General features: G+C 44.7%; 23 protein-coding genes and 1 pseudogene. 16 read left to right on the top strand and 8 right to left on the bottom strand.

Features of this window, described 5'->3' with window-relative positions; translation table 11 throughout:
• Positions 1-104 precede the first annotated feature (104 nt).
• The 5 genes from rpsO to VTH8203_RS00745 all read left to right on the top strand — a co-directional run bounded on the left by rpsO (position 105) and on the right by VTH8203_RS00745 (position 5850).
• A complete protein-coding gene (gene rpsO, locus VTH8203_RS00765; protein WP_096991913.1) occupies positions 105-374 on the top strand; it encodes a 30S ribosomal protein S15 in 270 nt (89 codons plus the stop codon).
• Between the two features lie 312 nt (positions 375-686).
• Positions 687-2828 (top strand): polyribonucleotide nucleotidyltransferase, encoded by a 2142-nt coding sequence (gene pnp, locus VTH8203_RS00760; RefSeq protein WP_096991912.1) that lies wholly within the window; start codon positions 687-689, stop codon positions 2826-2828.
• Positions 2829-2997: 169 nt separating this feature from the next.
• Positions 2998-3933: a lipoprotein NlpI gene (gene nlpI, locus VTH8203_RS00755; protein WP_096991911.1), complete on the top strand. Its 936-nt coding sequence runs from the start codon at positions 2998-3000 to the stop codon at positions 3931-3933.
• Positions 3934-4052: 119 nt separating this feature from the next.
• Positions 4053-4463, top strand: a complete 411-nt coding sequence (locus tag VTH8203_RS00750) for a MarR family winged helix-turn-helix transcriptional regulator (RefSeq protein WP_167385765.1) — start codon at positions 4053-4055, stop codon at positions 4461-4463.
• 46 nt (positions 4464-4509) lie between these two features.
• Positions 4510-5850, top strand: coding sequence for an MATE family efflux transporter (locus VTH8203_RS00745; protein WP_096991910.1), 1341 nt, complete (start codon positions 4510-4512; stop codon positions 5848-5850).
• A gap of 40 nt (positions 5851-5890) precedes the next feature.
• Here VTH8203_RS00745 and VTH8203_RS00740 read toward each other — a convergent pair whose 3' ends face one another.
• From VTH8203_RS00740 to VTH8203_RS00730, 3 genes are all read right to left on the bottom strand, one after another.
• Positions 5891-6769: a U32 family peptidase gene (locus VTH8203_RS00740; RefSeq protein WP_096991909.1), complete on the bottom strand. Its 879-nt coding sequence runs from the start codon at positions 6767-6769 to the stop codon at positions 5891-5893.
• A gap of 13 nt (positions 6770-6782) precedes the next feature.
• Positions 6783-7796: a ubiquinone anaerobic biosynthesis protein UbiU gene (gene ubiU / locus VTH8203_RS00735; protein WP_096991908.1), complete on the bottom strand. Its 1014-nt coding sequence runs from the start codon at positions 7794-7796 to the stop codon at positions 6783-6785.
• Positions 7797-7922: 126 nt separating this feature from the next.
• Positions 7923-9962: a bifunctional diguanylate cyclase/phosphodiesterase gene (locus tag VTH8203_RS00730; protein ID WP_096991907.1), complete on the bottom strand. Its 2040-nt coding sequence runs from the start codon at positions 9960-9962 to the stop codon at positions 7923-7925.
• Between the two features lie 179 nt (positions 9963-10141).
• Here VTH8203_RS00730 and ubiT point away from each other — a divergent pair, with 179 nt between their 5' ends.
• From ubiT to VTH8203_RS00695, 7 genes are all read left to right on the top strand, one after another.
• Positions 10142-10669: a ubiquinone anaerobic biosynthesis accessory factor UbiT gene (gene ubiT / locus VTH8203_RS00725; RefSeq protein WP_096991906.1), complete on the top strand. Its 528-nt coding sequence runs from the start codon at positions 10142-10144 to the stop codon at positions 10667-10669.
• A complete protein-coding gene (locus tag VTH8203_RS00720) occupies positions 10653-11168 on the top strand; it encodes a GNAT family N-acetyltransferase (protein WP_096991905.1) in 516 nt (171 codons plus the stop codon). The genes ubiT and VTH8203_RS00720 overlap by 17 nt, the downstream gene beginning before the upstream one ends.
• Positions 11169-11316: 148 nt before the next feature.
• Positions 11317-11748 carry a DNA polymerase III subunit psi gene (locus tag VTH8203_RS00715; protein WP_096991904.1) on the top strand — a complete coding sequence of 144 codons (432 nt, stop codon included), beginning with the start codon at positions 11317-11319 and terminating at the stop codon, positions 11746-11748.
• A complete protein-coding gene (gene rimI / locus VTH8203_RS00710; protein ID WP_096991903.1) occupies positions 11741-12199 on the top strand; it encodes a ribosomal protein S18-alanine N-acetyltransferase in 459 nt (152 codons plus the stop codon). The genes VTH8203_RS00715 and rimI overlap by 8 nt, the downstream gene beginning before the upstream one ends.
• A 161-nt stretch (positions 12200-12360) precedes the next feature.
• Complete coding sequence (locus VTH8203_RS00705; protein WP_096991902.1) at positions 12361-13152, top strand: hypothetical protein; 792 nt, start codon at positions 12361-12363, stop codon at positions 13150-13152.
• 188 nt (positions 13153-13340) lie between these two features.
• Complete coding sequence (locus VTH8203_RS00700; protein ID WP_096991901.1) at positions 13341-14108, top strand: SDR family NAD(P)-dependent oxidoreductase; 768 nt, start codon at positions 13341-13343, stop codon at positions 14106-14108.
• Positions 14109-14120: 12 nt separating this feature from the next.
• Positions 14121-14483: a YMGG-like glycine zipper-containing protein gene (locus VTH8203_RS00695; protein ID WP_096991900.1), complete on the top strand. Its 363-nt coding sequence runs from the start codon at positions 14121-14123 to the stop codon at positions 14481-14483.
• 59 nt (positions 14484-14542) lie between these two features.
• On the opposite strand, the gene VTH8203_RS00690 is transcribed toward VTH8203_RS00695, so the two are convergent.
• On the bottom strand, positions 14543-16156 hold the full coding sequence (locus VTH8203_RS00690; protein ID WP_096991899.1) for a transmembrane adenylate cyclase: 1614 nt from the start codon (positions 16154-16156) through the stop codon (positions 14543-14545).
• 313 nt (positions 16157-16469) lie between these two features.
• Between VTH8203_RS00690 and VTH8203_RS00685 the strand changes: the two genes are divergently transcribed.
• Complete coding sequence (locus tag VTH8203_RS00685) at positions 16470-17594, top strand: BamA/TamA family outer membrane protein (protein WP_096991898.1); 1125 nt, start codon at positions 16470-16472, stop codon at positions 17592-17594.
• Positions 17595-17647: 53 nt separating this feature from the next.
• On the opposite strand, the gene VTH8203_RS00680 is transcribed toward VTH8203_RS00685, so the two are convergent.
• A complete protein-coding gene (locus VTH8203_RS00680) occupies positions 17648-18829 on the bottom strand; it encodes an MFS transporter (protein WP_096991897.1) in 1182 nt (393 codons plus the stop codon).
• A 323-nt stretch (positions 18830-19152) separates the two neighbouring features.
• On the opposite strand from VTH8203_RS00680, the pseudogene VTH8203_RS25430 reads away from it, so the two are divergent.
• Both VTH8203_RS25430 and VTH8203_RS00675 read left to right on the top strand, forming a co-directional pair.
• Positions 19153-19230 (top strand): annotated as a pseudogene (locus tag VTH8203_RS25430) (peptide chain release factor 3); the annotation flags it as partial.
• A 596-nt stretch (positions 19231-19826) separates the two neighbouring features.
• Positions 19827-20021, top strand: a complete 195-nt coding sequence (locus VTH8203_RS00675; protein WP_096991896.1) for a helix-turn-helix transcriptional regulator — start codon at positions 19827-19829, stop codon at positions 20019-20021.
• Positions 20022-20037: 16 nt separating this feature from the next.
• On the opposite strand, the gene VTH8203_RS00670 is transcribed toward VTH8203_RS00675, so the two are convergent.
• The 3 genes from VTH8203_RS00670 to VTH8203_RS00660 are packed head-to-tail and all read right to left on the bottom strand — an operon-like array spanning position 20038 to position 22527.
• Complete coding sequence (locus VTH8203_RS00670; RefSeq protein ID WP_012368404.1) at positions 20038-21279, bottom strand: tyrosine-type recombinase/integrase; 1242 nt, start codon at positions 21277-21279, stop codon at positions 20038-20040.
• A gap of 1 nt (position 21280) precedes the next feature.
• Positions 21281-21550, bottom strand: a complete 270-nt coding sequence (locus tag VTH8203_RS00665; protein WP_040523228.1) for a hypothetical protein — start codon at positions 21548-21550, stop codon at positions 21281-21283.
• Positions 21551-21552: 2 nt separating this feature from the next.
• Complete coding sequence (locus VTH8203_RS00660; protein WP_096991895.1) at positions 21553-22527, bottom strand: ParM/StbA family protein; 975 nt, start codon at positions 22525-22527, stop codon at positions 21553-21555.
• Between the two features lie 464 nt (positions 22528-22991).
• Here VTH8203_RS00660 and mobI point away from each other — a divergent pair, with 464 nt between their 5' ends.
• Positions 22992-23435 (top strand): conjugative transfer protein MobI(A/C), encoded by a 444-nt coding sequence (mobI, locus tag VTH8203_RS00655; RefSeq protein WP_096991894.1) that lies wholly within the window; start codon positions 22992-22994, stop codon positions 23433-23435.
• Positions 23436-23499 lie beyond the last annotated feature (64 nt).

Here is a 23499-nt window from a genome sequence, read left to right as displayed (position 1 = left end):
CTTGCTCTAGCTAGAATTATTCCCTATAATTCGCGCTTCGCGTAGCGGCTGAATCAGAGATTGGCTGCTACAACTTTTAAACCTACTCTTATTAGGAGAGAATTATGTCTCTGAATGCAGAAACTAAAGCAGCAATCGTTGCAGAATACGCACAAGGCGAAGGCGACACTGGTTCACCAGAAGTTCAAGTAGCTCTACTTACAGCTTCTATCAACCACCTACAAGGTCACTTCAAAGCACACAAAGGCGATCACCACAGCCGTCGTGGTCTTCTACGTATGGTTTCTCGTCGTCGTAAACTTCTAGATTACCTAAAAGGTAAAAACCTAGGTCGTTACCAAGACCTAATCAAACGTCTAGGCCTACGTCGCTAATCAGCGTCTGAATAGAAAGTTTGTTAAAAGGGGCTATATGCCCCTTTTTTGTTAGCTAAATTTCTTAGTTAATAGCAAAACTTCCACTAAGTAGTTTATACTACGTCCCGTCTGAACTTAGTTGTGTCACGCCATTGAGTTCAGCCACAATCGGCTCAGTACATTACAGTCCATTTAGTCGACCTTAGGGTCGCGACTATTCCAAGCGCGCTTACTCTTCTCAAAGAGAAGTTTGTTTGAACTAGTCGCGATTTGTAATGCATTGAGCGCACAATCAATTATCTGGAATGATTCCAGAAAAAAGGAAATACAATGTTCGAAAAACCAGTTGTTAAGTCGTTCCAATACGGCAACCACACTGTGACGCTAGAAACTGGCGTTATCGCACGTCAAGCTACTGCAGCTGTAATGGTAACAATGGACGATACAGCCGTATTCGTTTCTGTTGTTGGTAAAAAAGAAGCAGTAGAAGGTCAAGACTTCTTCCCACTCACTGTAAACTATCAAGAGCGTACTTACGCTGCAGGTAAAATCCCTGGTGGTTTCTTCAAGCGTGAAGGTCGTCCTTCTGAAGGCGAAACATTGACTGCACGTCTAATTGATCGTCCAATTCGTCCTCTTTTCCCTGATGCATTCAAAAACGAAGTACAAGTTATTGCAACGGTAGTTTCGGTTAACCCGAATGTACAGCCAGACATCCCAACAATGATTGGTACGTCTGCAGCGCTTGCTATCTCTGGTATCCCGTTCAACGGTCCTATCGGTGCAGCGCGTGTTGGTCACATCGACGGTCAACTTGTTCTTAACCCAAGCAACACTGAGCTAGAAACGTCTAAGCTTGACCTTGTTGTAGCGGGTACTGAATCAGCAGTACTTATGGTTGAATCAGAAGCTGACAACCTAACAGAAGAAGAAATGCTATCTGCAGTTGTGTTTGGTCATGACCAACAGCAAGCTGTTATCACTGCAATTAACGAGTTTGCGGCTGAAGTTGCTACTCCAGCTTGGGATTGGGTTGCTCCAGAAGAGAACACAGCACTTAACGAGCGTATCGCTGAACTAGCAGAAGCTAAGCTAGTTGAAGCGTACCAAATCACTGAAAAGATGGCTCGTTACGACCGCATCCACGCGATCGCAGCAGAAGTAAACGACGTTCTACTTGCTGAAGATCCAGAAGCGAACACTAAAGAAATTCACACTATCTTCCACGATCTAGAGAAGACAGTAGTACGTCGCAGCATCATCGCGGGTAACCCACGTATCGATGGTCGCGAAAAAGACATGGTTCGTGCGCTAGACGTACGTACTGGCGTTCTTCCACGTACTCACGGTTCTTCACTATTTACTCGTGGTGAAACTCAGGCTCTTGTTACTGCGACTCTTGGTACGCAGCGCGATGCTCAAATCATCGATGAGCTAACTGGTGAGCGTAAAGATCACTTCCTACTACACTATAACTTCCCTCCATACTGTGTTGGCGAAACAGGTTTTGTAGGTTCTCCTAAGCGTCGTGAAATCGGTCACGGTAAACTGGCTAAGCGTGGTATCGCAGCAGTAATGCCTTCTATTGAAGAGTTCCCATACACAGTTCGCGTTGTATCGGAAATCACTGAATCTAACGGTTCATCTTCAATGGCTTCTGTATGTGGTACATCTCTAGCGCTTATGGATGCTGGTGTTCCAATCAAGTCTTCTGTTGCGGGTATCGCAATGGGTCTTGTTAAAGAAGGCGACGATTTCGTAGTTCTTTCTGACATCCTTGGTGATGAAGATCACCTAGGTGACATGGACTTTAAAGTAGCAGGTACTAACACTGGTATCACTGCACTTCAAATGGACATCAAGATCGAAGGTATCACTAAAGAGATCATGCAAATTGCTCTTAACCAAGCGCAAGGTGCACGTAAGCACATCCTTTCTGTAATGGATGAAGCTATCTCTGGTGCTCGTGAAGAGATCTCTGAGTTCGCTCCACGTATCCACACAATGAAGATCAGCGCAGACAAGATCAAAGACGTTATCGGTAAAGGTGGCGCGGTTATCCGTCAGCTAACTGAAGAAACTGGTACGACTATCGAGATCGAAGATGATGGTACTATCAAGATCGCTGCAACTGACGGTGACCAAGCGAAAGATGCGATCGCTCGTATCGAAGCTATCACTGCAGAAGTTGAAGTAGGTAAGATCTACACGGGTAAAGTTGCTCGTCTAGCAGACTTCGGTGCATTCGTAACGGTTCTTCCAGGTAAAGATGGTCTAGTACACATCTCTCAAATCGCTCACGAGCGTGTTGAGAAAGTGACTGACTACCTAAAAGAAGGTCAAGAAGTTCAAGTTAAAGTGCTTGAAATTGACCGCCAAGGTCGTGTACGTCTAAGCATGAAAGAAGCAATGGAAAAGCCTGAAGCGAAAGCGCCAGCTGCAGATGAAAATTCAGCGTCTGACGCAGAATAATTTGCTTTTCTAGACCATTACGTTAAAAAGCGTGTTATAAAGAGGGGGCAAGAGCCCCCTTTTTTCATGCGCGAAGAAAAATTCCCACTACCACGCATTACGGTGTGCAGTGCTAACGACACTCTTAACGTTGCCGATAATAGCGAGTGGGTACAAGGAGAATGATATAGTGAAGTTGTTTCGAATCTTAGGATTAAGCTTAGTGGTGGCAGTGACTGGTTGTGCTACCAACTCGTCAACACAAGATGAACAATGGTTGAACCCACCAATGGCAGTGCCATTGCAAGCGAATGTTCAATACGAAGTTCAAGTCGCCCGATTGACACAGCTTCTACAACGTAGTGACCTTGAAAATGACGTCAGGGCAAAAATGCACTTTGAGCGAGGCTCCTATTATAATAGCTTAGGGTTACGTGATTTAGCTCAGCTAGACTTCAATCAATCATTGCAGCTTAACCCGGCGCAGCCCGTTGTCTTCAATCAAGTTGGTCAATACTTCACCCAAATCGGTGACTTTGACTCTGCATATGAAGCTTTTGATTCAAGCCTAGAACTTGACCCGTCAAACTCATACGCGTTAAGAAACCGCTCTATTGCACTTTACTATGGTGATCGAATTCCACTTGCGATAGAAGGGATGACTCGTTATTACCAAGAAAATCCTTCTGATCCGTATCGCGCCCTTTGGTTATACATCATATCTCGAGAAGCGGGGCCTTTGGACGCTGCAATCGCTTTAGAAAAGCGCTACCAAGCACGTAACAATGATTGGGGGTGGATTCTAGTAGCTCTAATGCTGGATAAAGTATCTGAAGAGCAAGCCTTTAAGGCGATTCTAGCCAGCAGTAGAGATAATACTGTGCTAGCAGAACGTCTCACAGAGGTGTACTTCTATCTCGCCAAGCGTCACCAAGTCGATGGTAACTATCCAGCGGCAGTATCATTATACAAATTGGCTATTGCTCAAAATGTCTACGATTATGCCGAGCACAAATACGCATTTCTTGAGTTAACTAAGATTTTTGAAATAGTTAGAGCACAACAAGTAGAGCAGGCAAAACAAGAGGCTAAGCAAGCGGAAACGAACAAAGCCGAAGCTCAGTAGCCTGATTTACCACCGAATCTGTTATCAAAACACCAGCTAGGCTGGTGTTTTTTTATGCGTTGAAGTTCATTTCCAATTTCGGTAAACTAGTTAGCTAGGCTAATTAATAGTTGATATGAATGACTATAGAAACCAACTTAGAAAAAATGGAACGCCTGACCTCGAAAGTCTGGCGTAGCTATAATAAAGAGGATCCATTAGGGCATCTGAGCTTTAATGAATACGATTACTTAAAGGCGATTCAGTCCTCAGCGGAGCCGATTCGCTTAACGGATTTGGCCAAAGAGTTGGAGGTGTCGAAACCTTCGGCAACGAATATGGTCAAGAGGCTCGAACGTAAGGGCTTGGTTAAGCGCTTGTCTTGTACAGAAGATGCACGCTCCAAACGAGTAACACTGACAGAAAAATCACGGTTGCCACTCGCATCTGAAGCTGAAATATACAGTGTCGTTGCGGACAAACTGCGAATACACTTAAACGAGCAGGAATTTGCACTGCTTGATACGTTATTAACAAAAGCATTGAGATAAAAATTTAAGGATTTAGTTAGCCAAGATAACTAAATAATTTAACAGTATGACTGAGAAATCAATCTATAAACAATTCTGGCGTTATGCAGTTCCAACGGTAGCGGCCATGCTAGTGAATGGCCTCTATCAAGTAGTGGATGGTATCTTTATTGGGCGGTATATGGGAGGAGACGGTCTAGCCGGTATTAACCTCGCATGGCCAATCATAGGAACGATTCTTGGTTTAGGCATGATGATTGGTGTGGGTACGGGAGCGCTAGCTTCAATCAAGCAAGGTGAAGGTGACCTTTCGCAAGCGAAGAATGCGCTGGCGACAGGACTTATCACCTTAATTGCCTTAAGCCCGATTATCGCAGTGATATTGTGGCAATACTCTCACGTCTTTTTGAGTATTCAAGGCGCAGAAGGGCGTGTGCATGATTTAGCGATGCAGTATTTGGACATCTTAATCATTGGGGGCGTATTCACACTTGGCTCGATTGCGGTGCCATTCTTGTTGCGTAATGATGATAGCCCGAATACGGCGACGATGTTAATGGTGCTAGGTGCCATCATTAATATCGCCTTGGACTACTGGTTTATCGCGATTCTTGATTGGGAATTACGCGGAGCTGCCCTTGCGACGGCTATTGCTCAAGCGGTAGTTACTTTGCTAGGTTTTGCATATTTCTTCTCAAGTAAAGCGAAAATGCGCTTAACTTTTGGCGATCTTAAGTTCCAATTTGCTTTGCTGCCATCCATTACTTCTATTGGTATGGCGAGCTTCTTTATGTATGCGTATGGCTCATTTATGGTCGCGCTGCATAATGGACTCTTTGCAGATTATGGTTCAATCACTTTAGTTGGAGCTTATGCGATATTAGGATATATCGTCGCGTTCTACTACCTCGTGGCAGAAGGGCTTGCTAATGCGATGCAACCATTGTTGAGCTACAACTATGGCGCGAGACGACAAGACAATATGCGCAAGCTATTTAACATTGCGACTTTGAGTGCGGTAATAGGCGGGGCAATGTTTGTAACGCTGTTGAACCTATTTCCATATCAAACCGTTTCTATCTTCAACTCGACTGAGTCTGCGTTAATTGAGAACACTGTAAACGGGATTCGATTGCACCTATTCTCCATGTTTTTAGATGGCTTTATTGTGGTTGCGGCGGCGTACTATCAAGCTATTGGTCATAGCCGCAAAGCACTATTTGTGACGTTAGGGAATATGTTAGTTCAGTTACCGTTCTTGTATTTGATGCCTAAGTTATGGGGCGTGAATGGTATTTGGGTAGCATACCCGCTTTCCAATATTGCAATAGGAATAGTGGTTGGCATCATGATGTGGCGTGATATCAGGAAACTTGACCGAACGGTATTACAGCCGACAGCAGCCTAATTAAAAAGACCTCAGAGTGAGGTCTTTTTGTATTTTGGAATCAGAGTTGTTTGATATCAAGGCCTGCAATCTGATGCCAGTAGCCGTTGCATTGTCTATCCATCAATGGTGAAGGCTGCGAGCCATCTTCGTTGGCTTTAAAGCGATCGACTTCTGCAAAGGTATCCAGTCCCAGCGGACTGAGTCTGACTACATCAACCAAACCATGCATCGATTTGAGATCGTTGATCAGGTTGTATTGATAACCTGATTGAGTTTGGATGCCATTTAAGTTGAAGACCGATTGTCCTTCCTGACTTTCAACTTGAAGCCCTGTTGGGTACTTGATACAGCACGTCTCACAATCATCTTTTGCACGGTTTTCTGCACGAGCAGTAAAACAGCGCGCCGAATACGCGAGAGGCAAGTAACCGTGGCCAAAAACTTCCAATTCAAACTGGTCGCGGATGCCAAGGTTATGCGCTTGTTCTAAGGCATTGCTGAGCCATTCACGTGATAGTTCTACAGGCATGCACCAGCGAATCATCCCTTGTTTTACAAACAGTTTTAGGGTGTGCGCATTGTAGGTATTGACTGCAGGGCCAACAACAAATGGTACCTTGTGTTCACTAGCCAGTTGAATCGCTGAAACATCATTTGCCTCGATAGCAAAGTCACCGTTGTCGATGTACTTTTTCATAATGTTCACTTCGCTTGGTGCTTCGAGTAATGCCATCGTCGAAAGAACCACCTGTTTACCAGCAGCGTTCAATTCTTTGGCGATGTCTAACCAATGTGCAGGTTTCATTTCTCTGCGCTTAGAGCACACGGTTTCTCCGAGATAAACAATATCAGCTGAGCTTGATTTGGCTTGCTGATAGAAGCTCTCTATATCTTGTTTCGGCCAAAAGTACAGTAATGGGCCTAATGCATACTTCATAACTTGCTGTTCCTTACTGCCATTTTCTGTGGTAAGCACCTAAGGTCGTTTGGGTGCCTTCAGAGACATTTGCCAAGGCTTGGTCCCAAACTGGCTTGACTTGGTAGTGTTCTGGGTTACGTTGGTATAAATCAATGGCTTCTCGCCATGTTCGAGTCACTTGTTCAACATACGCTGGGCTGCGCTGGCGTCCCTCAATTTTCACAGAGGCGACGTTTGCTGCAAATAACTCAGGAAGCATAGAGAGTGTATTCAAACTGGTTGGTTCTTCAAGGGCGTGATAGCGTTTACGTTCACCATCAATATCGGCTTCAAAACGACCTTTACACAGTGTTGGATAACCAGCGTTTTCCCCTTGAGCGTAACGGTCAATAAGAATATTGTTAAGACGAGATTCGAGCCCTTGCTCTGTTTCTTGCCAACGCACGTATTTTGCTGGTGAGCACGCACCAACGGTATTTGGTGATTCGCCAGTAAGGTAAGAGGATAAATAACAGCGTCCCTCTGACATTATGCAAAGGCTACCAAATGCGAATACTTCTAGCTCGACGTTAGATGTCATGTTTCTAGACAGCTGTTTTACCTGATGAATAGATAAAACGCGCGGCAGTACCACTCGTTTCACATTGAAGTTCTTATGGTAGAAATCCACTGCTGCAACATTGGTCGCAGACGCTTGTACCGAAAGGTGCAGTTCGAGATCTGGGTATTTATTGGCGGCGTAATCCAATACGGCAATATCGGCGATGATGAGCGCATCTACCCCTAGGTCTGCTGCTTGATCGACCGCATTGGTCCAGCGTTCAAAACCATTTGGGTGGGCAAAGGTGTTCAAGGCGATATGCAACTTTTTATTGTGGTCACGAACATACTGAGCTGCTCGCTCTAGTTTTTTCCCGGTAAAGTTCAGACCAGCAAAATGGCGTGCGTTAGTATCATCTTTAAAACCGATGTAAACCGCATCCGCACCACAATCAATAGCTGTTTTTAGAGCAGGTAAATTCCCTGCTGGGCATAAGAGTTCCATATGCTCATTACCATATTTCTGACAGTAGCCCGCATTTTATGAACAATTATGAACAGCGAATTTGATGTAAGGCATGTTTACCTTAATAAACACGTAATTAACACCAAAGAGGTAACGTTAACATGGTTAATTTCGGTGACGACGGTTTTGAGCGAAGAGTGCTTCAACTTCATGTTTCGGTTGAGGGCGGTGGAAGTGGAAGCCTTGGATGGAATTGCAGTTGAGATTGGAAAGCAAGGTTGCTTGATGACGAGTCTCAACACCTTCAGCAACGACAGAAAGATTGAGTGACTTACCAAGGTTAATAATGTTCTCAATCACAGTGAGCTGTTTTGGTAGCGTATCGATGTCCATGATAAAAGCTCGGTCTATTTTGAGCTCATCGATCGGAAAGTGAGCAAGGTAAGATAATGAAGAATACCCGGTACCAAAATCGTCGATCGATAGTGCAAAGCCTAACTTTTTAATCGCATCGAGCATTTGCAACGTATGCTCACTATTACTCATCACAGCACTTTCCGTCAGCTCAAAAGTAATGCAGTTAGGGTCGAGCCCAGTACTACGTAATAAGCGTTCCATATAGTCGATGAGCTTTGGATTACCAAACTGCTCTGGAGATAAGTTGATGGCGACTCTGCCCGGTAAGATGCCTTGAAGTTTCCAACGTTTGACGGTATTGAATACATCGCGCATTACGACGCGACCTAAGCTTTCAATTAGTCCGGCTTGTTCTGCAACAGGAATGAAAGAGGCTGGACTAATGTAGCCTTCAACCGGATGCTTCCAACGAACTAAGGCTTCAGCGCCATTAATGCTAAAGTCACGAGCGTTCACTTTAGGTTGATACCACACTTCCAACCCATTTTGTTGCAGTGCTTTTTGTAGTTCGATCTCTAACCAAAGACGCATACGTGCCTCTTTGTTCATTTGATCGTTAAACTTAACCAAGCGGTTTCTACCACGTGCTTTAGCTTCGTACATCGCAGTATCGGCATTTTGCAGCAAGATACGTGCATCGTTTCCATCACTTGGATAGTGGACGCTGCCGATAGAGCATGCCAGACGTTTACTAAAGTGGTGTAGGTCGAAAGGTTGGTTGATAAGACCGATGATCTTCTCTGCCAACATCTCTACAGTACTATTACTTTCTGGTTCAGGCAGAATAATGCCAAACTCGTCACCGCCTAAATGCGCAAGAACCGATTGTTGAGGAAGATGTCGCTTGAGTCGTGAGGAAACTTCTTGAATCACTCTATCGCCAATGTGATGACCAAGAGAGTCATTGATATTCTTAAAGTTATCAATGTCGAGGTAAAGCATGACGAGTGGGGTTTTATCTTGAATGAAATGATCTAGGCAGCGAGTAAAGCCAAGTCGGTTGTAGAGTTTGGTTAAGGTATCAATATTAACGTCTTCATGACTGTTCTGAGCGACTGGATGAGGTTTTTCATCCATATCTTGAATCAGCACCAGATGCGCGCTATTGCCAAAAAGGTTGGCATTATCCACGTGTAACGAAAGCCGACGGCGAGTTCCACAATACTCGCTGGTCAAAAAGTGCAGTGGTGTGCCAGTAACAATATTGGATAAATCGAGCTGCACACGATTATTATTTTTCTCATTACTCAATAAACGATTGAGTGATTCCCCCAGCAAGTCCGTACTTTTGGTGTAACCAAACAGTCTGGCAGAGGCAGGGTTGGCAGACAAAATGCAATCGTCTTCGACTAGGATAAGTCCGTCAGGAATGAGCTGAGACAGTTTGAGGAACTTACTTTCGGATTCTTCAAGTGAACGAGTTAAAATCTGTTTCTCGGAGGTGTCGATGGCATGGAAAACGATGTACTCGATAACACCTTCATTGAGGATCGGAGAAACGCTGAAATGCAGACTGGATTCTACGTCCGACTCATCGAGGGTAACCTCTGCCTCAATCGATTCACCTTGAAGTGCTCGATCATAATACGGTTTTAACTGGCTGTAGAAACGCTCACCTAAAATCTGCAAGTCATTCATGCCGACTAAGTCACTGTGTGTTAACCCTGCCACATCACAATAGCGGTCATTGACCATACAGTAATGATGTTCGTCATCCAAAATAGCGAAAAAGAAGGGGCTATTGGATGTTAACTTTGCAAAGTATTCCTTTAACATTTTGGATGACATCAATGTACTACCAGTTCTCCGCAGAGCTTATATATCCGTAACCCCAACACTATAACTGTGATTTATCAGTTAGAAAAGGGTAAAGGTGAAAGCAAAAAATTTTTGATGCACAACAGGATTTTTTTTGTACTAATACCGTATTATTAGCCTTCTGAACTACAAATTAACGGAAAAACCGCGTGTTAGACAAGATTCGAAGTCAACTAGTTAAAAACGCAGCACAAATTTTGCGATCTCCAGTCCACTTTCTGCCAACGAAAATCCAAAATAGAGCGTTGCTTGAAGGGCTAAAAACCGTTTTTAAAGAAGCACTTGAGGACGGTGACTTTGAATTTCTCGAAGAAAAATGGTTAAAAGTTCATATTCGTGATCTAAACCTCAGTTGGTATATTTCTTACTGTAATGAGCAGCTGGTTGTGTCTGACACTATGCAGCAAGAAGATGTCAGTTTTAGCGGTAATTTAAATGACTTGGTGTTAATCGCTGGTCGTAAAGAAGATCCAGATACTTTATTCTTTCAGCGCCGCTTGAGTATTGAGGGAGATACCGAGTTAGGCTTGGAAGTGAAGAATTTGATGGACAGTGTTGATCTAGATGCTTTACCTAAACCAATGCTTTCTGCATTAACTCATTTAGCGGATTTCGTTTATAAAGGCACGCAGCCATCAACGAATCCTAACGAGGTAGCGAATGCTTATTCGAACTGAAGCTCCGGCGGATATACTCGCTATTGATCGACTACTAAAATCGGTATTTGAGACCGAAGCTGAAGCCGATTTAGTCATGACATTGCGAGAAAATGGTCATTTAACGCTGTCTTTGGTCGCTTGCACTGACGAAGGCGAAGTGGTGGGGCACCTACTGTTCTCTCCTGTCACTATTGAAGGTGATGACCTGTCTTGGCAGGGCTTAGCACCACTAGCCGTGGCTAAAGCGTATCAAGGTAAAGGTATCGCCGCCGCATTAGTTGAAGAAGCATTCAGCACATTGCCAGAATTCGGTTACCCAGCTTGTGTGGTACTTGGGGACCCTCAATATTACGGACGATTCCAATTTAAACCGGCGGCTGATTACGGACTCCACTGTCAATGGGAAGTGCCACCAGGCGCTTTTCAAGTGCGCTCGCTGACAGAATACTCCGTTGCCGAGCAATTGGCAGGTCGTAAAGGCTTGGTGGAATACTGCCCCGAGTTTAACGGTTTGTAATCACTATCTAGATTGATGCTTTAAGCCTAGTTTAGTGTTATCACTGCTAGGCTTTATTTTGACCAGTATGCTGATATCTTGGTAATCAATTCGAGCTCTGCTAAACTGCGCGTCATTATGACGGTGAAATACTTGGCGCGAATCAATCATGCAAGACAGCATAAAACTACAATTAATGGGCGTTCAAACCTGGGAACTCATACATCCAGAGCGTATTCCTGTCCGTAGCCAAGCTTTGTTGTCTCTTCGAGTTGATTGTCGATTGCTGTTTGTATCTTCAGTAAAACCAATAGATGACAGTGCTTTGTTCTACCAAAAGATTCTTAAAGCGATGACATTGGAACTGACAGACACGCTGCACATTTCACCAGAGCAATTGCTTCTTCTCGACGGTGAACATATTCCTGAGTGGATTTGGTTTGCTGGCGATGACAAAGCAATAGAACGTTTCACGCAACTGACACAGCAGTATCAGTTGAGTCCTCCCCCGAAAAAACTCGTTTCTCCTCATTTGACCAATATTAATGGTAATGACATGGAAAGACGTGCACTTTGGAATCAGATCCGCGCCTATGGCTAACTTTGCATTTACAACTATGGACACCGAACATCTTGATGCGGTGTTATCTATAGAAAATCAGGCTCACTCACACCCTTGGAAAGCTTCCATGATCAATGAACTTAATGGACGTGGTGCATTCAATTGCGTTCTTTTGGTCGATGAGCATGTGGTGGGTTATTTTTATGCGCAGAATATCGTGGGTGAGGTATCGCTACTGAATATCGCAGTTGCGCCAAGTGAGCAGGGCAAAGGTTATGGTAAAGCGTTGTTGAACCATTTCCTAGAACAGTGTGAAAGTCGTCAAGCAGAGAGTGCATGGTTGGAAGTTAGAGAGAGTAACCAAGCCGCTGTGTCTTTGTATCTTGCTGAAGGATTTAACGAAGTCGATAGACGTCGTGATTATTATCCGACAGAGCAGGGCAGAGAGGACGCGGTCATCATGAGTTACTACTTTCTGTTCTCTAATTAATCATTCTACTCACTCAATAAAGGGGCACCTATTGGCTGCCCCTTTTATTTTGCGCTCAACCTAACAACTCTGTTTATAGGTTACATTACCCGTAGTTACTTCGATAAAAATAACAATTCCTCATACTTCCTATTAGTTATTGATAACAATAGGAATAGAAAATGAAACACGTCTCTGTACTGTCGGCAACTTTACTAAGCGTTGCAAGTATTCAAGCCATCGCCGACGAAACGCAAACCAACGATCCTGCGGATGTAACACGACCTCAAACCTACCTCAAAGTTGATTCGGGTGCGAAAGGCAAAGATGGCATGACGCGTCTGCAATTGAATATGGCAGGGTCTTATAACGAAGATATTGGCTATTTGGGGCAATTTGAAACTGACTTTCAAACCAATCTGGACGGGGGAGAAGGCAAATCAAAAGACTTCGGGTTAGCGCGTATTCGAGCTCGTTACTTCCAAGTTCATGCGACCGGCTCTGAGGTATTATCTGAAATAGGCTTTTCGCTCGATTACATTAGCTACGGTTCCAACTGGGTCGCTAAAAACTCAGGAACAGAGCAAACCGCAGCAATTGGTGCGGTGGCGAAAGTGCTCACTCCATTTGAAAACTGGGTTTCTTACCCGAATCTTGCCGTCATGAGAAACGAATATGACAACGGCCGCTCGGAGAGTGGTTGGCAAGCCAATTGGTTTAACTCGTTTTATCTCTCAGAGAAAGGCTCTTACCTTACCGTCAACCCTCAATATGCCAACTATAACAACGCGCTAGGTAAAAACGAGCAATCTTTAGAGTTAAATTTTGAAGGGGGAATCCCACTAACAGAGGATGGCAGTATTTGGGGTAACCTGACCTATTCTGAACACTTCATCAAAGCCGCTGGTGAGTCTCGAATGAAGCATCTAGATGGCAACCGAGAGATTCGCTTAGGTGCGACCTGGTTCTTCTAAACAGCCCACTTTGTGACCTTAAGGCATGGAAGCCTTAATTTTATTTGTTGAGTTCTCGTGTTACTGGATCGTTTCCAGTTACTAACTGCACAACCTTAGCCTATCAAGATACAGTCCCCCCCTGATTTCGTATCACTACCGATAAGAGAGTGTTACCAGCCAGCATAACAGAGAGGAGAAGACTCACGATGAATGCGCCATTTGAGCTAAAAGACAAAGTTGTCGTCATTATTGGTGGTATATCGGGTATTGGTGAGGCAATTGCGCGACGCTTTGTTCTCGCTGGAGCCAAATTAGTTATCGCTGGCATCAATGCGTTAGACCAAGATTTACAGTCTTTAGATGCCTTGTATATCCATGCTGATGTGACCGATGAACTGTCGTTGAGTGAGTTGATGGCCATTACTTTTGAGCGATTTGGCAAAATCGACGTGTTGGTCAATTGTGCAGGATCTACCAACGGTTACAGCACCATTATGGAATCTAAAAAAGATGAATATGAAGCGAATTTTTCCGTGAATGCTTTAGGTACGGCGCTATCAATGAAGCATGCGGTGCCTTATATGCCAAGAGGAAGCAGCATTATCAATATAGCGTCTGTGTCAGGAACACAAGGTGTGCCTTATCTTGGTGCTTTGGCTAGTTCAAAGTGGGCAGTACTGGGCATTACCCAAACGGCGGCGTTGGAGCTAGGCAGTAAGCAAATCCGTGTGAATGCTGTTTGTCCAACATCGGTGGATACCCCTCGTGCTTATGCCAAAGGGGGAGAGCCTCAATTACGGATGGAGCGACGCTCTATTCCTATGGGGCGGATCGCTCAACCTGAAGAAGTGGCCGCTGTAGTGCATTTTCTTGCCTCTGAGGACAGCAGCTTTGTCAATGGTCAGTCCATCGGGGTTGATGGCGGTTTTAGTGTGGGCATGAGCATCGAAGCTTACAACCAGCTTGCGCAGTAATTGGGAGTCAATATGCTAAAACGAATTCGAATCTTGTTAGCGCTGATCGTAACGGTCAGCTTAAATAGTTACGCTTATTATTGTGACCAAACGGCAGAAGGCACTATTGTTGGTGCAGTAGATGGTGCCATTACCGGTGCGATTGTCGGCGGTATCGTGGATGGTGGTGAAGGCGCAAAGACGGGTGCCGTTATCGGTGGGGGCGCAGGTGCTGTGGGCGGGGCCATTGATGGCTCTTATTATGAAGGCGCATGTGAAATGGCAACGGATGTAGTTGTCGAAGATGAAATTATTGCAGAAGAGTACATTGAAGAAGAGATCGTCGAGGAAGAGATTCTTGAAGAAGAAATGTACGATGATGACGATTATGATTAACGGCTAAAATGACAAGAGAGCCATTGGGCTCTCTTGGTAAGTTTCAGTGCTAATGTAGATTACAATCTTGCTAAAGCGTCGAGTAACTTGTTCTTAATGTCCGAGCTTGCAATATAAGCACTGAGATAGTGTTCTTCATTGTTTTCGAAGTTCGGTTGCATCTGTAGCATTTCTTTATAGCTAGCTTGAGCCTGTTTGAACTCTCCCTTATATACTTGGATGACCGCTTTGAGCATCGGGATCCAAAAGACGCGACGAAGTGATAATTGGCTAATAGCTTTGTCTGCACCATCAAAATCATCAAGCATAATTTTATGGATGATCGAAGCCACAGAAAACCAAGGTGGCTTAAATGGGTTCAACGCTTTGGAGTCTTGGATCAGTTTCAGTCCACGTTCGAACTCACTTGCCATACATAATGCCCAACCTGATAAACCGATTTGATACGCAGCATTAGGGTTTATTGCGATCACTTTATCGACGGTCTCGATAACGCCATTAACGTCACCATTTACTTGATGCGCCATTAACATGGCGATCTGTGATTCTTGGTTGGTTGGCTCTAACTCGATGGCGCGTTTCGCATAGTTAAGCGCCGTATCTACAGCACTCTCAACCGTATTCAGGCCCAACATATCAGCGTCAAAATAGAGAACGGCAAGCATAGCGTGCAGTAAGGCGACATCTGGTTCGTTTTGTACCGCGCTTAATAGCGCTTGTGTGGCTTGTTGGTGAGTGTCCTCAGAGAGTGTCATCAGGTAGTGACGATAGCGCAGCGTAGCTTCATAGGTGGAGAGGTGTTCGATCTTTTTCTGGTTGCTACTTTGGTAGATCTCGCGATGAATAATCCCAAAACTAGAAGCCAACTCAGCCACTACCTCGGCAATAATATCGTCTTGAACGGAGAACAGGTCATCGGTAGCTAAATCGCAAGTGTATTTTTCTGCCCAAACTTGCTCCCCGGAGTCCGTCCGATAAAGTTTGGCATAAATTCTTACTTTATTGCCAAGTGCTTGCATAGTACCAGAGGTGATAAACGAGACACCGAGTCTCTCGCCCAACCCTTTGACATCGGCAGATGTTCTCGGATCAATGCTAGTGTCTCCGAGTGCGTGCATTGAAACGACCTTAAGCATATCAAAGCGAGCAAGTTCGGTTGCCAATTCTTCGCCAAAACCTTCTGCAAAGAAACGTTTTTCAGGATCGTCTGAGAGCGAGAGGAAGGGTAATACCGTAAGTGTAGGACTGAGAGATTTTTGAGTCTCACGAGCTAATTGAGCTAAGGACGCAGTTTGCCTTGTAGCTTGAGGAGCTTGCGGAGTGAACAATGGGCTATATCGACCTTTGGGAATCGATAAAACGATAGGGTCATTGATGCCTTCGGTAAGGTAGTAGGTTTCAAGCGTCCGACGAACTCGTCCTGCTTGAATTCGAACAATAGGATCCGCTTGGTGATCAAAATCGGCATCTCTAGCAAATACTTCTGTCGCGATAGTAAATTGTTTTAGGCGATCACCATTACCAATTAACGTTTGCTCAACAACAAAAGACAAGAGCTCTTTCATTTTTGGACTTTGATCAAACGCTTTACTGGAAAGGATGCGATTCAGCTGTTCTTTCACGCGAGTTTGATTCTCTTCTATTCGAATATCTAATGGAGCTTGTTCTGACACCGTAGTTCACTCTCTTATCGTAGGATCTGGACATTTTGCCACTTTAGGACAGCCAAAAATAGTAATGAGTTCACTATTTGCGAAGGCTTATTGACGTTAATTAAGGGTAGCATGAAATCTTTTAGTGCTTGTATAGAAAGCATTGAACTGTAGGGCAAGTCCGAAGTTCCTTAATAGATAGCGTCTTATCCTAGCGTGGTAGTAGGAAGTTTTTGAAATAATGTGTATTTAGTTGGATAATTGCTAACGCAAATGACTAGCAAGTCTTCCATAGTTTTGGTGGATCGATTTGCGTTATGTTCAAGGAAGAATTATGAAGAAGCTACCAATTTTGTTAATAAGTGGTATGGCAGCGACATCTTCTGTCTCTGCAATGGAACAATTTCTCGATCCTAAAGATGGCATGTTTGATGCCAGTAAATGGGTGCTGGATAATGCGGTTGGGTTTATGCCTGTGCCAATTATTATTACTGACCCGGCAGTGGGCGCTGGTGGCGGAGCGGCATTGCTGTTCTTCCATGAATCAGAAAAACGTAAACAGTTGCGTAAAGAGAACCCAGATGAAATGGTCGGATTGCCGCCGAGTGTTACGGCTGTCGCGGCAGCAGCAACGGAAAACGGCTCGTGGCTAACGGGGGCATTTCATTTTGGTTCATGGCAGGAAGATACTTGGCGCTATCAAGGTGGTCTATTTTACGGCTCTTTCAACCTAAAATATTATGAAGGCGATGTCCCTTTCGATTTCAATATCGACGGTTTGTATTTCATGCAAGATATTGACTATCGAGTGGCTGGTAGCGATTGGTTTGTGGGGGCAAAGTATTCGATTCTCTCGTCTCAAAGTACCTTTGATATTGGCAATATTATTCCAGGGATACCTCCTTTGGATTACGATATGAATGATGCTGGTGTTGAACTAAAGGTCACGTATGACAGCCGAGACACCATTTTCACTCCTAATGATGGTATAAAAGCGAAATTAAGCATCGATTTTCACAATACCGCTTTTGGTGGTGATGCTGATTACCAAAAAGGGCGTTTCCAAGCCAATTACTTTGCTCCATTAACGAACGATTTCATTCTTGGTCTTCGTGGTGATTATCAAACGGTCACTAACGATGCGCCTTACTATGCACGCCCATTTATTAATATGCGTGGTATACCTGCGATGCGTTATCAGGGGGATGATATGGCCTTGGTAGAAATTGAAGCGCGCTATGATCTTACCCCTCGTTGGTCACTCGTTGGTTTCACAGGAACAGGTAAAGCATTTGATGAAGGTGATAGCTTCTCGGACGCTAAATATCAAAATGTAGTGGGGGGCGGTTTCCGCTATTTGGTCGCGAGACAGTTAAATATGCGAGCTGGTGTCGATGTGGCGAAAGGCCCGGAAGAGTGGGCTTATTACATTACCGTCGGCCATGCTTGGCAGCTGTAATCGACCCGAATGGGGCTGAATGAACGGGCAGCCCCTTTACTTTCAGTTTGAGATTACCGCTTGGTCTTGAACATTAGCGTTGCTAAAGCTAGTAGTAAGGTGATGATAATGCTGGCTGCGCAGTAATTTACAACGGAAGTAAACCCTCCCACATCAATCAATTGACCAGCAATGTAAGTGCCTACACCAAAGCCAATCGCCATCGCAAACATGAGAATGCCTTGCGTTAACGCTGGCGTGCTCGGACTAAGCTCTTCGGCAATGGCAGGAATTACCATATCGAACCAAGAAATAGCTTGCATCAGTAACACGATCAGTAAAATCGGTACTAGGCTTGGGATATCACTTCCCATCGCCAACCACAAGCCAATAGCGGTCACTGCATAGCAGCAAAGTGACACTATCCAAATCAAGTAAGGGCTGCTTTTCGCGGCTAGTCGACCAGCTGGCTCTAGAAGTAACATTGTTAATATGGCCGAGCCTGCAAGACCAAATGCAGAATGCCCAAGATCAACATTAAACACTTGTTTAATGATGATAGGCCCCGTTTCCATCAAGTTACTGGTCGTGAACATAGAAACAAATACCGTAGCAAGAAACAGCACAAATGCTATGGTGGTGTGCCTGCTTTTATTGGTGTTGATGCTGCTGTCATCATGCTGCTGCGCAGTATCAGGGATGCGGATTGCTGGCGGAGGGGCAATAAACACACTGATGATAGAAACACACACCAACACCATGATTATGAGCAGCTTTTGTTCACTACTCCAGCCGAGCAAACTGACCGTCCCTAACAAAGCACCAGCAATCACAACACCTAAAAACTGACATTGAAACAATCGGCTGAGTCCCTGTGCTTGTGATTTCTCGGGTAGCGAGTTGAGTACAAACGTGGGATTTAATACCAGTTGGGATACGGTACCAATGCCAATAGTCAATCCGACCAGAAGATAGACGTAGGCATTAGTTTGGGCGAAATAGAGCAAAATGAGCGAGAGCAAATGAGAGAACAACGCGACTTTTTGCATCTGGCGATGAATACGGTATTTATCCGCGAGCCAACCGACAAAAGGTGCGCTAATGCCAAAAAGACCAATCAAGGACATCACACTGCCCATAAGTGCGCCACTACCTGTTCTTTCAATGATTAGAGGTGTCAACAACAAAGCAATACCTGCCCACTGTACAACACCATTTGACATCTGTGCGATGTACCAAGGTTTGAATGTTTTCATCGTATGTTCCTCAAGTTGATGGCCTTTTGGCCCCAGCGTGGTAACGATAATCTCAGTAAAATGCGTTGAGTTATCGACGCGCTAATGATGGGAAAAGTATATGGAAAGCTTTGCAGCTTGAGCAGTGTGTAACTCGTTGTTACCTGAGTGCAGCAAGTAAGTTACGTCAAAAGAGCGACATCTAGAAACGAGAGGGAAACTAGTGATTGAGAATCCAAGCTAGATCGGTGAAAATAGCGCCCATTATTTTTTCGACGCCTTCGAGTAGTGGCTGAGCCTATTACTCTCACTCACTATTCCACAAACCAAGAAGATCGAGATTCATGTCAAATCCTCAATTTCAGCAACAAGTTTCTAAGCGTAGAACTTTTGCGATCATCTCTCACCCTGATGCCGCCCAGCCTTTCAACGCTTAAAACCACCTTTCATTGCACACCACAATCACATCTCTACGTACTGAATTTAAAGGCTTTTTGTCTTTTTCTCGTTTCTTTGCTTTTCAATGATGTTCAAGCGTAACCTCGGAAAATGTGTACAAACTTGAGTACAAATTCCGTTTTAGAGGCCTTTGGCGAAAATTCCATGACACAAATCTGGCTGTAGGCCTTGTGGTTACTGGGTTTGATGAAGAAAGTGCCTTCTGCTTTTGGTACTTTGGTTTCGACATTACAAAAGCGGAATAAATGCGATCATCTCTAGTTTTATGTTTGTAAGCTTATGAATTTAAACGGTTCGTCATTGTGGTTTTTGATGTGTCATCGTTGCGAGTGTACAAACAGTGTGTACAAATTTTTCTCGTTAGGCATGTTGATTGCTATTCATGACACAAACCGCCTTGTAGCCCTTGTTATTCATAGGTTTGAGCTGAAAAGTACCTAATAGCAACATTTGTGTTTTGATAAGGCTGATCTTCTGAACAAATCATGCATCTTTCTGACCATCAACAAGTGATGAATCAGGCGATGATAGCTTTACATTGATTTTCAGGAGAATGCAGATGACAGCAGTAGCGCACCAGACAACCCCTTTTCTAACATCTTACGAAGTGATGGCTCGTTACCACATTAGCTATACGACGCTCTGGCGAAGAATAAAAGATGGCAGCTTGCCGCAACCTCGTATCAACCGAAATACACGAAACAAGCTGTGGCACATTGAAGACTTGGAGGAGTATGAGAAGAAAGAGGACTGAGCCTCTTTCTTTTATTTTACTGTCCGAAACGCCAGTTGAATGGAAAGCCTGTCGGTTCGATGATGGTTTCTAGCTGTTGATACCAAACGTCGTAAGCATGACGCATTTCATCCAGGTACTGATATTGGTTGTAGATAGCATCCAACCCTTTTTTGCTGTGGCCAATCATCAACTCGGCAACTTCTTGCGTCGTGATGGCAGACATTCGCGTTCGCATCGTTCTTCGAAGATCATGCATAGACCAGTGTTCCATCTCAATACCAAGCGATCTGCGAGCCCAGATTTTCACATTGTTAGGAATAGTGGTATCAAAGCCATTTGTGGCAAGCTCTTCTTGTCCGTTCGCGGGAAACAAGTAGGTTGATTTGCTCATCTGCATCGCCAGTTCAATCAGCTCTATAGCTGGCTTAATCAATGGCCGCATGATCGGCGCTCCAATTTTCTCACCTTGTTTGCGGATCTCTATAGGCACTGTCCACATTGCTGATTGCAAATCAAAGTGATGCTTTTCAGCTTGTATGAGTTCTCCCTTGCGACCGCCCAATAGCAGAAGTAGCTTTATGTAGATGCGATTCTTCTCAGTGATTTTTGACTCATGCAAATAGCGCCAAAGTATCCTGATCTCGTTGTCATTTAGCACCCGAGTCCGTTTGCCTTTCTTACCGCCAACCTTCTTTGCTGTGATCCCAGCAGCAGCGTTAATTTCCAGGATTTGTTCATCAATCAGCCAGTCATAGAACTTATGCAGTACAGACACTAGGCGCTCTGTGTTTGAAGGAGACGATTCCGAAACCTCACGAAGACAGTTTCTTAAGGACAATTCATTGATGTCAGTTAATGGGTACTTGCCAAGTCGGGGCAGCAAATATATTTCACTGCTGCGTTTTTGGAAGTGCCACGTTTTCTCCTTTAGCCCTTGCTTACCGGCAGAGTCTATCCAGTCTCGAAAAATCGATTCGAAACTTTGGTTGGCAGAATACTTAGCCCGTTCCTGCTGTAGGTAGAGCTTGGGATTTCTGCCCTGATCAAGTACAGCCCTTAACCTATCCAGCTCATTCCTAGCTTCAGCAAGCTTCATAAGTGGGTAAGTACCTATGTCTACCCGCTGTTGCTTGCCATCGAAACGATAACGAAACTGAAAAACGATTTTGCCCTTGGGCGATACCCGAGCACTTAGCCCATCACGGTCGGCTTTTACTACGGTTTCTTTTGCTTCTTTATTTAACCTGGCATCGAGCCAGCTAACTGATAACGCCATGTTATAAGCCCAGCCCTAGTTTTGATTTTAATGATTGTTTACGTGATTCTGCTTTGGGTTCTGGCGCTGTACTCATAGAAGTCACTTCACCATCTGGGGCATGGCCATCCACCGGTGCAGATGTCGTGGATAGATTGGGTTGGCTCATGTGAATTAACCCAAAGGTGGCCAGCATCCGCAGACGCTCAGCGCGTTCCCGTGGTGGCGTCTTTTCCAATTCTTTGAGCAGTTCAGGGTGGCTCCCTGGGGGAATGTTGACGACAACTCTCATAATCAGGCCCCATAAAACCAGAAGCCTCGGACGTTCGCCAAAACAGACTGTTCCGGCACGATGATCTTGCTTCGTGAAAAAATCTCCTTGGCCGCTTCCTTATAAGCCAAGGCTCCACCTCCGGCGATCAACACCAAGTCCGCATTAATGCTTTCGTCGCGCATTGATTGGCGCATGGCTGTAAGAGCGACAGGCGCTACCTTTTTCATGGCAGCATTCAGATAAGGTGAAATATCGACTTTTTCACCAAATAGCAGCACCTGCAAGTCGCCGGTTCTCATGGCTTTTTCAAGTCGATCCATTCCGACTTTGGCACCGTGATCTTCCGAAATCAGCTTATCAATGGTTTCCAGTAGCACGGACATCGCCTGAAGACTGGTTCCTGATGAGCTGTAGCGAATTTCTCCGGCCTCAAGGGCAACCCAGTCAACAGAAAAAAAGCCAGGGTCTATAACGACGACGCGACCTTCTTCAATCAAGCCCAAATCTCCACCTGTTTGAACCAGATCCATATATGCACCGGCAGGCTGCGGCAGCACTTTGACGTCATGAACGGTGATGCTGCGCTTAGGCGTCACTTGATGGACACCTTTTAAACGTTTCACAAGGTCAGACTTACGTTGTGGTTCATGAAACTGGGAAACCGGTAATCCAGTGACAACCAAATCGATGGATTCTGTTTCAGCCATTAACAAGGCGGCATGAAAAAGCGCTTTATAGGTTTTTGTGGTGGGATATTCCGGGTGAAGCTCTCGTTCCCAGCCTTGAAGGCGTCCAGCAGGCACTCCAACGGCCCAACGCTCATTATCGACAGAGACATACAAACAAGTCTCATCATCGCCTCCACCGATACGCTCCGGCATACGATCCGCAGGACCGGCACCCGCAGGTAGAATAATGGTTTTCGGTTCACTGCCTGATTGGCCAATGGCCAGCTTCAGGTTTGAGTAACCGATATCTACGCCTAGTACAAACATACTTATCTCCTGTGCACTCAAAGTGCTCTAACGGTTTTCAATCAACCGCACTGGTCACGCTTGGGCATTTCCAAGTGCTCTGGCGGTTCACTCAAATGTCATTATCAGGATTCGGTGCACTGGCGGTGGGCAGAAAGGTGACAAATCCTTTCATCTATCTGCCTATTGCATTTTCGCAAAAGTATGAGAATAGGCGCTGTTTGGCGGCGGATGACTGAGCCAAAAAAATCGAGACGCCAAACGTCGTTTGCATTCTGGCCTGAACTTGCCAAACGGTTTGTATTTTCATGGCAATACGTCTTTTTAGGCGTTTTTAAGTGAAATCGGATTGTATCCCTTGTCAGGTATGGGATTGCGCGAGTTGATTTATATCGAGACGCCAAACAGTGATTGTTACGGCAGTTTTACGTTTGGCGTTTCGATCCAAAAGCCAAACGGATAGTGGTTTTGGCTTTTGGTGTTAATTGGATGGGGAAATTGGTTTGGTAGAAATCGTCAATGAACAATGGAAAGCAGATGTATCAGATTTACTTCAGCAAGAAACGGACAGGCTAAAAGCGCTGGCACGAGCTGAAGTTGATGACTTTTGGGTTACCCATTACAAGGTTCGAGAGAATGAGCCCTTTAAAGACTGGGGTCTGCTTGGTGTCCGTATCAGAGACTTTAAGTATGGCTTTGGCATAGAGTGGTATATCAACAGTTTTCACGGTCAACGAGGCAAACGCGTGGTCTTTAGCAAGGGGCTGCGTATCTCAAAGACGAAGCTGAGATACGCATTTTTAGACTGCCAAGGTTTGGCCAAAGAATGGGAGCTAGTGCTGGCCATGGAGAAAGAGGAATTCTTCAGTGATATTCGACGCCAGGTTGATAAGCTCAACATGCTGCGTCGAAGAGTCAATGCATATTGACGTATTTGATTTTCTAAAGCAGCAAAAAAACAGAAATGGCGTATATGATCTCCTTAAAAATCAA

Origin of the sequence: Vibrio thalassae, from assembly GCF_900089835.1 — a bacterium.
GTDB lineage: Bacteria > Pseudomonadota > Gammaproteobacteria > Enterobacterales > Vibrionaceae > Vibrio > Vibrio thalassae.
The sequence above is the reverse complement of the archived record's forward strand: the minus strand, read 5'-3'. Positions and strand labels throughout refer to the sequence as shown.